Genomic DNA, 6,576 nt, shown 5'->3' on the forward strand with positions numbered 1-6,576 from the left:
TGCCCGGAGCATTTCAGCCATTGGTGTTCATGACGGGCAGAACTCGGCCCGAGACCTACTACTTCGCGCCACACCGGCCGAACCGCACCCCCCGCACCCCACCTCACCCATGGATGCCGCCCGGACACCGTGGGTGACATCCATCGGTGCCGGGGCGATCGGACCCCGACGCCTACCCGCCCCCGCGCCGCACCACCGGCACCGTCCGGCGGCGGTCCGGCTGGCCCCGCACCGGACGGCCCACGGCCAACAGCGCCATGTCGTCCGAGGCACCGCCGCCCGTGTGTCTGCGCACATCGCTGGTGAGCGCGTCCAACAACGCGTCCGGCCCCGGGAAGACCCGCCCCCGGAGCCGGGCCGCCGGGTCGTAGAACTCCCCCGCCGCGTCCCGCGCCTCCGTCAGCCCGTCCGTATACAGCAGCAGCGTGCTGCCCGGCGGGAAGGGCCCCTCCTCCGCCCGGTCGGGCCAGGCGCCCAACTCGCCCATGCCCAGGGGCAGCGCGGGTTCACCCGGCGCGAGCACCACGAGCCGGCCGTCCGAATGCAACAGCAGCGGCTCGGGGTGGCCGCGGTTGACGATCCGCAGGACCTCCGCGTCCGCCGGGACCTCGGCGAGCACACAGGTCGTGAACCCCTCCACCGCGTCGAGGCTGTCCCGCCGCACGCCCTCCCGCGCCAGGGCCCGCTCCAGCCGCTGCGCGAGCGCCTCCAGGGTCGGCTCGGTCTCCGCCGCCTCCCGGAACGCGCCCAGCACCACCGCGACGGCCTCCACCGCCTCCAGCCCCTTCCCCCGTACGTCGCCCACCACCAGCCGCACCCCGTACGGGGTGTCCTGCACGGCGTAGAGATCCCCGCCGATGAAGGCGTCGGCCCGTGCGGCCTCGTACCGGGCGGCGACGTGCAACCCCGCGATCCGCTCGGCCGGGGTCGGCAGCACGGCCCGTTGGGCGGCCTCGGCGATCTCGCGCGCCGAGGCGAGCCGCTCTCCGCTGCGCCGCACGACCCGGTTGATCAGCAACGCCATCCCGGACACGGTGACCACGGTCGCCAGCTCGGTCAGCGCCTCGGCCCGCCGCCCGGTATCGGCGTAGGCGCGCAGCACGACCACCGCGAGCGAGGCGGCGCACCCGGTCAGCGCGGTCGCCCGGAAGGAGTAGAGCGGAGCGGCGATCAGCGGGGCGGCGGAGAAGAACGGCGATCCCGTGTAGCTCGGGGGTGACGTCAGGTCGAAGACGAACCCCAGGACGATCAGCACGAACGGCAGCGTCCGGACGACCCGCCGGGCCACCCCGTCACCGGCGCCCGTCACGCCCTCGTCGCTGTCCTGCCGGCTCCGCCCCACCACGCTGTCTCCTGCCGCCCGGTCCCTCGCGGGGTGCGGGCCCACTGCCGCCTCGCCCCCCAAGGCTCCCGCCGGCCGGGCCCGTACGGCGACCCGACCAAGGCCGTCCGGGTGACGGCGGCACAGGACGCCTGAACGACGAAGGCCCGGCTCCCCAAAGGGAACCGGGCCTTCGTACTGAGTAGCGGGGGCAGGATTTGAACCTACGACCTCTGGGTTATGAGCCCAGCGAGCTACCGAGCTGCTCCACCCCGCGTCGGTAAACACAACTCTACGTCATTCGGGGGAGGGCTCTTGCCAATTAACCTCCCGAACCCCCCTCGACCAACCATCACCGCAGGTCAGAGCGGTGGAGAAAGGTTCCGCAGGGAGAGTTCCGGCCTCCGTCCGCCCCCACCCGCGACGACGCACAGTGGGCCGAACACCTGCCCCCACGGTCGAAGTTCCCGCCCCGAACCGCACTTCGACCACCCCGGCGCCGCCGCCGACGCCCCCGACCGCACACCACGAGGGCCACTCCGGTCGATACCCGATCGGCCTCGCGCCCCTCTGCGGCTATGCTCTGGGGTGAGCACGCCGAGGGCCATTAGCTCAATTGGCAGAGCAGCGGACTTTTAATCCGTTGGTTGTCGGTTCGAGTCCGACATGGCCTACTGCTCGCAGGCGGGGGTTAACCCCTCTGACCTGCTACTTGGCGCCTCGATTGGCCTCGGCCGGTCGGGGCGCTTCGTCGTTTCCGACCCCGTGCGGGAGCGATGCGGGAGCGGCGGTGCTGGAAGTCCCGTTCGCGGCCACGGCTGGACGCGCTCGCGGGGCGAGCCGAGCGGCTGCCTCCGCGGCGGCCTTGTCCACCTCGGGCAGCAGGCTCGTGTACGTGTCCGAAGTCAGCGTGATGGTGGAGTGCTGGGTCTGCTTTGCCGCGAGCCAGGTGTCGAGCCACTCGCGGACCGTGATCCTGATGGTCAGGGACTGCGTGGTGTGCAGCCGGCGCCGCGTCTCTTCGAGGTCCGGTAGCGGCGCCTTGTCCTGCGCCACCTTGGCCAGCAGCTCGACGATGCGCTCGCGGCCCTCGTCGTCGTCCGAATCGGCCACAGCGAGCAGGGCCCGTATGTGGTCCAGGTCGGCCTGGGCTTCCCTCTTCGACTCGTAGCCGCCACGGGTGAACGAGCGCCGCGTGCCCTCGCTGGTAGGCGGGAGCTCCTGCCGCAGCCTGTATGCCCCGTGGCGCTTGTTCTTGAGCTTCGGGCACTTACTCCCGAGCAGCTTCTCGCGTTCCTGGTCCCGGCAGTTCCCCCTCAACAGATCCCCGCGACCCCATCGCCACGGGCCCCAACTGGCCTTGCTTAAGCGCCGCCCCAACCCACTTCGCGGCTGCGGAGTGCGAGACGCCGAAGTGCTCGGCGACCGCGACGGTCGGCGGCCGGCCCTGCTTGTGCGCCTCGCGGCAGACCTCGGCCACGTTGGTCAAATGGCCCGGGGTGAGGCTGCGGCGCTGCCTAGGCGTCTGCTGCGTAGGCATCAGGCCGAACAGTGGGGCCCCAGGCGCCGCGCCTCTTCTTCTTGGCTCGTTCTTTGAGCTGTGCGTAGTTGCCAAGAATCAGTCGCAGTTAGGGTCATATGGCTGCAAGGGCAATGGGAGGGGACGCAGGTGGGCGACGAGGGCAAGATCCTTGACATCAAAACGGCCGATCTGAAGGCGGCAGCACCGACGTTCCACGATCAGAGCGAGGCGCTCGGCACGGCTTTGAGCACGCTTCGTACGTCTCTGGCGAAAGCGGGGGCTGCATGGGGAGACGACGACCCGGGCAAGAAGTTCCAGGACAAGTACGGGCCGATCGCCGCCAAGATCGAGGGGTCCGCGGGCATCCTGAAAGAGGGCTTGGCAAGCATTCACACGGCAATGGCCGACATGGCAGACGGCCACATAGAAAACGATGCCCTGGTCAGGGCCATGTTCCACAAGGCCGTCCCCGCGCCCCACAGGGGGCCCGCACACCCGGGCCTCCAGCATTGAGCACCGGCGACAAGGTTCGGGAGATCGTCACCGACGTCACCGGAATCGAGTGGCCCGCCGCCAACGTCGGCAAGCTGCGCGACATTGCGAACGCCTGGCGGACCTTCGCCGACGACATGGAAGACGTCGCGGCAGCCGCCAACAAGGCCGCTCAGACACTGATTCACAACAACACCGGCGAGGCCATCTCCGCCTTCGCCGATCCCTTCTGGGCCCGCTACTACCGCGACAAGAAGGGGTGGCTCCAGGACCTCGTCGACGGCCCCCGTTCCCTGGCGGCCGGGATCGACCAGTACGCCGATGCCGTGGCTGACGCGAAGAAGAAGCTCGACCGTGAACTGGAGATCGCCGGCGCCGTCATCGTCGCCGGCACAACCCTGGCGTTCTTCACCCTCGGCGCCACCGAAGTCGCCGCGGCTGCAGCCACCGCCACCATTGTCGAGCTGGCTGCAACCGTGGGCGTGGCCCTCACTACCGAGGTCGCCGCAATCGCCGGCACTGTCTTCGCGACCGCGGCCATCGCGGGCATCGAATCCGTCACCGTCGACCTCGCCGTTGCGCAACCGCTCAAGATAGCGGCGGGCCTCCAGACCGGCCTCAACCTTGACGAGGCACAGGACGCCGGATTCTACGGAGGCCTTACAGGCGGAGCCTTCGGCGGCATCGGAAAGACGTTCCAGCTCGCCCAGCAAGGCGGCGGACTCCCTGGGCTGTTTCCAGGGCTGGCGAGTGGCATCGGGGGGCCACGTGCCGCTTTTGCCGGTCTGCCCGACGGACTCCCGGCCGGCGACCCCTACGCCTTTCGGACGGGGATGCCTTCCGGGGCCAGCGAGTCGGGTCCCGGTCGAGGCCCCTGGCTGGCACCGAGCGAGCTCAAAGGGCCAGCCGCAGGCAAAGAGCTCAAACCACCCAACGCGCGGCACACTGTCTCGGGGTCGGCCAGTGGCGAAGTGAAAGAGAACAACAGTGTCATCCTCCGAGGCCATCAGGAATCCGTCGCCCAGGACATAAGTGACATTGCCAACGGCAAGGCGACCTACGTCCCGGAGACTGACCGCTACCAGGTGAACGGGCGCACCTATGGCGTGGAAGGTTCAGGAAGGGTCTACCCGGACGCCGGCCCAGGCATCGTGAAACTCGACAGGAACGAGTACGCCGCCCTGCAGCAGATAGCCAAAGCGAAAGGGGACCTCAGTGCCGCACCACAATTGACCAAGAATCCGCGATTCACCAACAATCCAGGCATCGTCGAGAAAGCCCTGGCCATCTACAACGGGACGTATCCGTGACATACAACCTCCTTACCCTCGACGCCATCAGCCCCGAGGCCATGGCCGCCGCACTTGCCGGATGCCTCGGTATCGCGGCCGGCGATGTGGAAGTGGCCGACCCCGACGGCGACCCCGACCTCCGGAACTGGGATGCGCCCGTGTCGTGTGAACACCGGGCAGTCAACGGTGATGTGGCCTGGTCGCTGGACATCTATGCCCAGGAGGAAGTCGCTGATCAACCGCTTGAGCGCGATCTCGCCGCGAAATTCGCGAAAGCCGCGACGACGACCGTCCTGTTTCCCGCTTCGGAAGCACCCCCCAGTGCCTACTGGGCAGTGACGCCGGAAGGTCTTCTCACTCGTGCCCGGCTCGAACTCTCCGACGACGAGCCCCCCCTCTACACGGTCACCGCCGTTGAGGCGCCGGTGCCTCAGCTCCCCAAGGCGACTGTGACGCGATTCGCCGAGATCGTACGGGAACAGCGGCCAGACACTCCCGTGGCCGATGCCTTCGCAGCATCGGTCGAAAAAGTGCGGCAGGCCGCCTCGGCCCTGGCACGGCTTTCCCTCGACGACGGCACCGGCAGCCCCATCTGGTCCGCGAAGGGCAACCTGGTCGTGTGGGAGAGGGTCATCAGACAACTGGAATCCGAATGGGCGCCATCGGGCTGGTATCCAGCCGACCTCTATCGGGAACGACTGGAAGCCCGCGACGAGCTCGCCGGAATCGGTGCCCGCCTGCCTCGTGACGTCACCGAGCTGCTCAACAAGGCCCTGGAGCAGTTGGACAGGCGGTTTGCCGCGGCAACAATCGAAGACCCGTCAGGAAGCCTTCGCAGGGAACTGACGGGTTCATCCGCCGAACAGGCCCCGGCCAGCTGGTGGTGGCACCGCCGTCCGGATCCCGCACCTTGGGAACAGACCTGAATCCAAGACCGCTACCGCTGCCCGCCTGGACCCGGACGTGGAACGAACTGGACTGCGATGTCGCCACGTTCCAACACTCGCCGGTCTTCCAGCAAGCCGCCACCCCCTGCGACGGCAAGCGGTCACGCCTCTACTGCTACTCGCCCGAGATGATCGAGCGGTATGCGAACCACCAGCCGATCCCCGGGTACTCGTGCCCGACGACCATGAGGTCATATCCGGTGTCGCGGAGGTCGCGCTCGGCGAGCGATCCGGCGGTGATGTCCTCCAAGCGGACCGGCGTACGGACCCAGTCGTTCTCCAGGTCCGTGAGCCAGCCCGGCCCGAGGAGGTGTACGTCGGCGCCTGCGGCCCGGGCGCCTACGGCGACCGCCCACAGCCATCGTTCGATCCCGCCGTACCCGGCGGGTGGAAAGGCGTAGCTACCAGGGAAGTCGCAGACGCCGACGAGCACGTTATGCCTCCGTGTTCCGTCCGCCGAGATACGGCGGAAGCCGAGGTACGGGAAGAGAGATTCGGGAAGGACGAGGGAGCCGTCCTGCTGCTGGCACTGCTCGAGGAGCGCGGCCACGGTGCGGCCGATGGGCAGGCCGGAGCCGTTGAGGGTGGCGACGAGCTTGGGCTTGCCGTCCTCGCCTCGGGTGCGGATGTTCGCGCGGGCGGCCGGACGGGGCGTTCGTCGTTTCCCGCCGCAGGCGGCCCTGCAGGGCCTACAGGGCCCACCCGGCCGGGGAACGGGCTCGGCCCCCACCGCACCGGAGTGCCGTGGGGGCCGAGTCTTCGTCAGAGGGCGTTCAGCCGTCAGCCGTTGCGCTTCCAGCGCGGCTTGTCGTCACGCCGGCCGCCGAAGGAGGAGCCGGTCGAACCGGAGCCGGAGGGGCGGTTGTCGTCACGACGGCCGTACGGGCGGTCGCCGCCGCCGGAACGGAAGCCACCGGACGGGCGGTCGCCACCGCCGGAGCGGAAGCCACCGGAGGGACGGTCGTCACGGCGGAAACCACCGGACGGACGGTCACCACCGCG

The 6,576-nt window shown here is 69.2% G+C and carries 5 protein-coding genes, 2 tRNA genes and 2 pseudogenes; 4 read left to right on the forward strand and 5 right to left on the reverse strand.

The features are described from left to right. Positions 1–172: 172 nt before the first annotated feature. Positions 173–1,345 (reverse strand): PP2C family protein-serine/threonine phosphatase, encoded by a 1,173-nt coding sequence (locus tag ABZ934_RS24865; RefSeq protein WP_361317123.1) that lies wholly within the window; start codon positions 1,343–1,345, stop codon positions 173–175. Between the two features lie 179 nt (positions 1,346–1,524). Next, positions 1,525–1,598: transfer RNA gene (locus tag ABZ934_RS24870), tRNA-Met, on the reverse strand. A 324-nt stretch (positions 1,599–1,922) separates the two neighbouring features. Between ABZ934_RS24870 and ABZ934_RS24875 the strand changes: the two genes are divergently transcribed. Next, positions 1,923–1,995: transfer RNA gene (locus ABZ934_RS24875), tRNA-Lys, on the forward strand. Positions 1,996–2,029: 34 nt separating this feature from the next. Here ABZ934_RS24875 and ABZ934_RS24880 read toward each other — a convergent pair. Beyond that, on the reverse strand, positions 2,030–2,641 hold the full coding sequence (locus tag ABZ934_RS24880; RefSeq protein WP_361317125.1) for a hypothetical protein: 612 nt from the start codon (positions 2,639–2,641) through the stop codon (positions 2,030–2,032). A gap of 349 nt (positions 2,642–2,990) precedes the next feature. Between ABZ934_RS24880 and ABZ934_RS24885 the strand changes: the two genes are divergently transcribed. The 3 genes from ABZ934_RS24885 to ABZ934_RS24895 are packed head-to-tail and all read left to right on the forward strand — an operon-like array spanning position 2,991 to position 5,553. After that, on the forward strand, positions 2,991–3,356 hold the full coding sequence (locus ABZ934_RS24885; RefSeq protein ID WP_361317128.1) for a hypothetical protein: 366 nt from the start codon (positions 2,991–2,993) through the stop codon (positions 3,354–3,356). Beyond that, positions 3,353–4,645 carry a hypothetical protein gene (locus ABZ934_RS24890; protein ID WP_361317130.1) on the forward strand — a complete coding sequence of 431 codons (1,293 nt, stop codon included), beginning with the start codon at positions 3,353–3,355 and terminating at the stop codon, positions 4,643–4,645. The genes ABZ934_RS24885 and ABZ934_RS24890 overlap by 4 nt, the downstream gene beginning before the upstream one ends. Continuing rightward, the gene (locus ABZ934_RS24895; protein WP_361317133.1) at positions 4,642–5,553 is read left to right on the forward strand and encodes a hypothetical protein; all 912 of its coding nucleotides are present in this window, start codon (positions 4,642–4,644) and stop codon (positions 5,551–5,553) included. Before ABZ934_RS24890 ends, ABZ934_RS24895 begins: the two co-directional genes overlap by 4 nt. 466 nt (positions 5,554–6,019) lie before the next feature. Here ABZ934_RS24895 and ABZ934_RS24900 read toward each other — a convergent pair. Further along, positions 6,020–6,211: pseudogene (locus ABZ934_RS24900) on the reverse strand (serine--tRNA ligase); the annotation flags it as partial. Between the two features lie 143 nt (positions 6,212–6,354). Further along, positions 6,355–6,576 (reverse strand): annotated as a pseudogene (locus ABZ934_RS24905) (RNA helicase); the annotation flags it as partial.

Origin of the sequence: Streptomyces sp. NPDC046557 (assembly GCF_040645975.1) — a bacterium.
Lineage (GTDB): Bacteria > Actinomycetota > Actinomycetes > Streptomycetales > Streptomycetaceae > Streptomyces.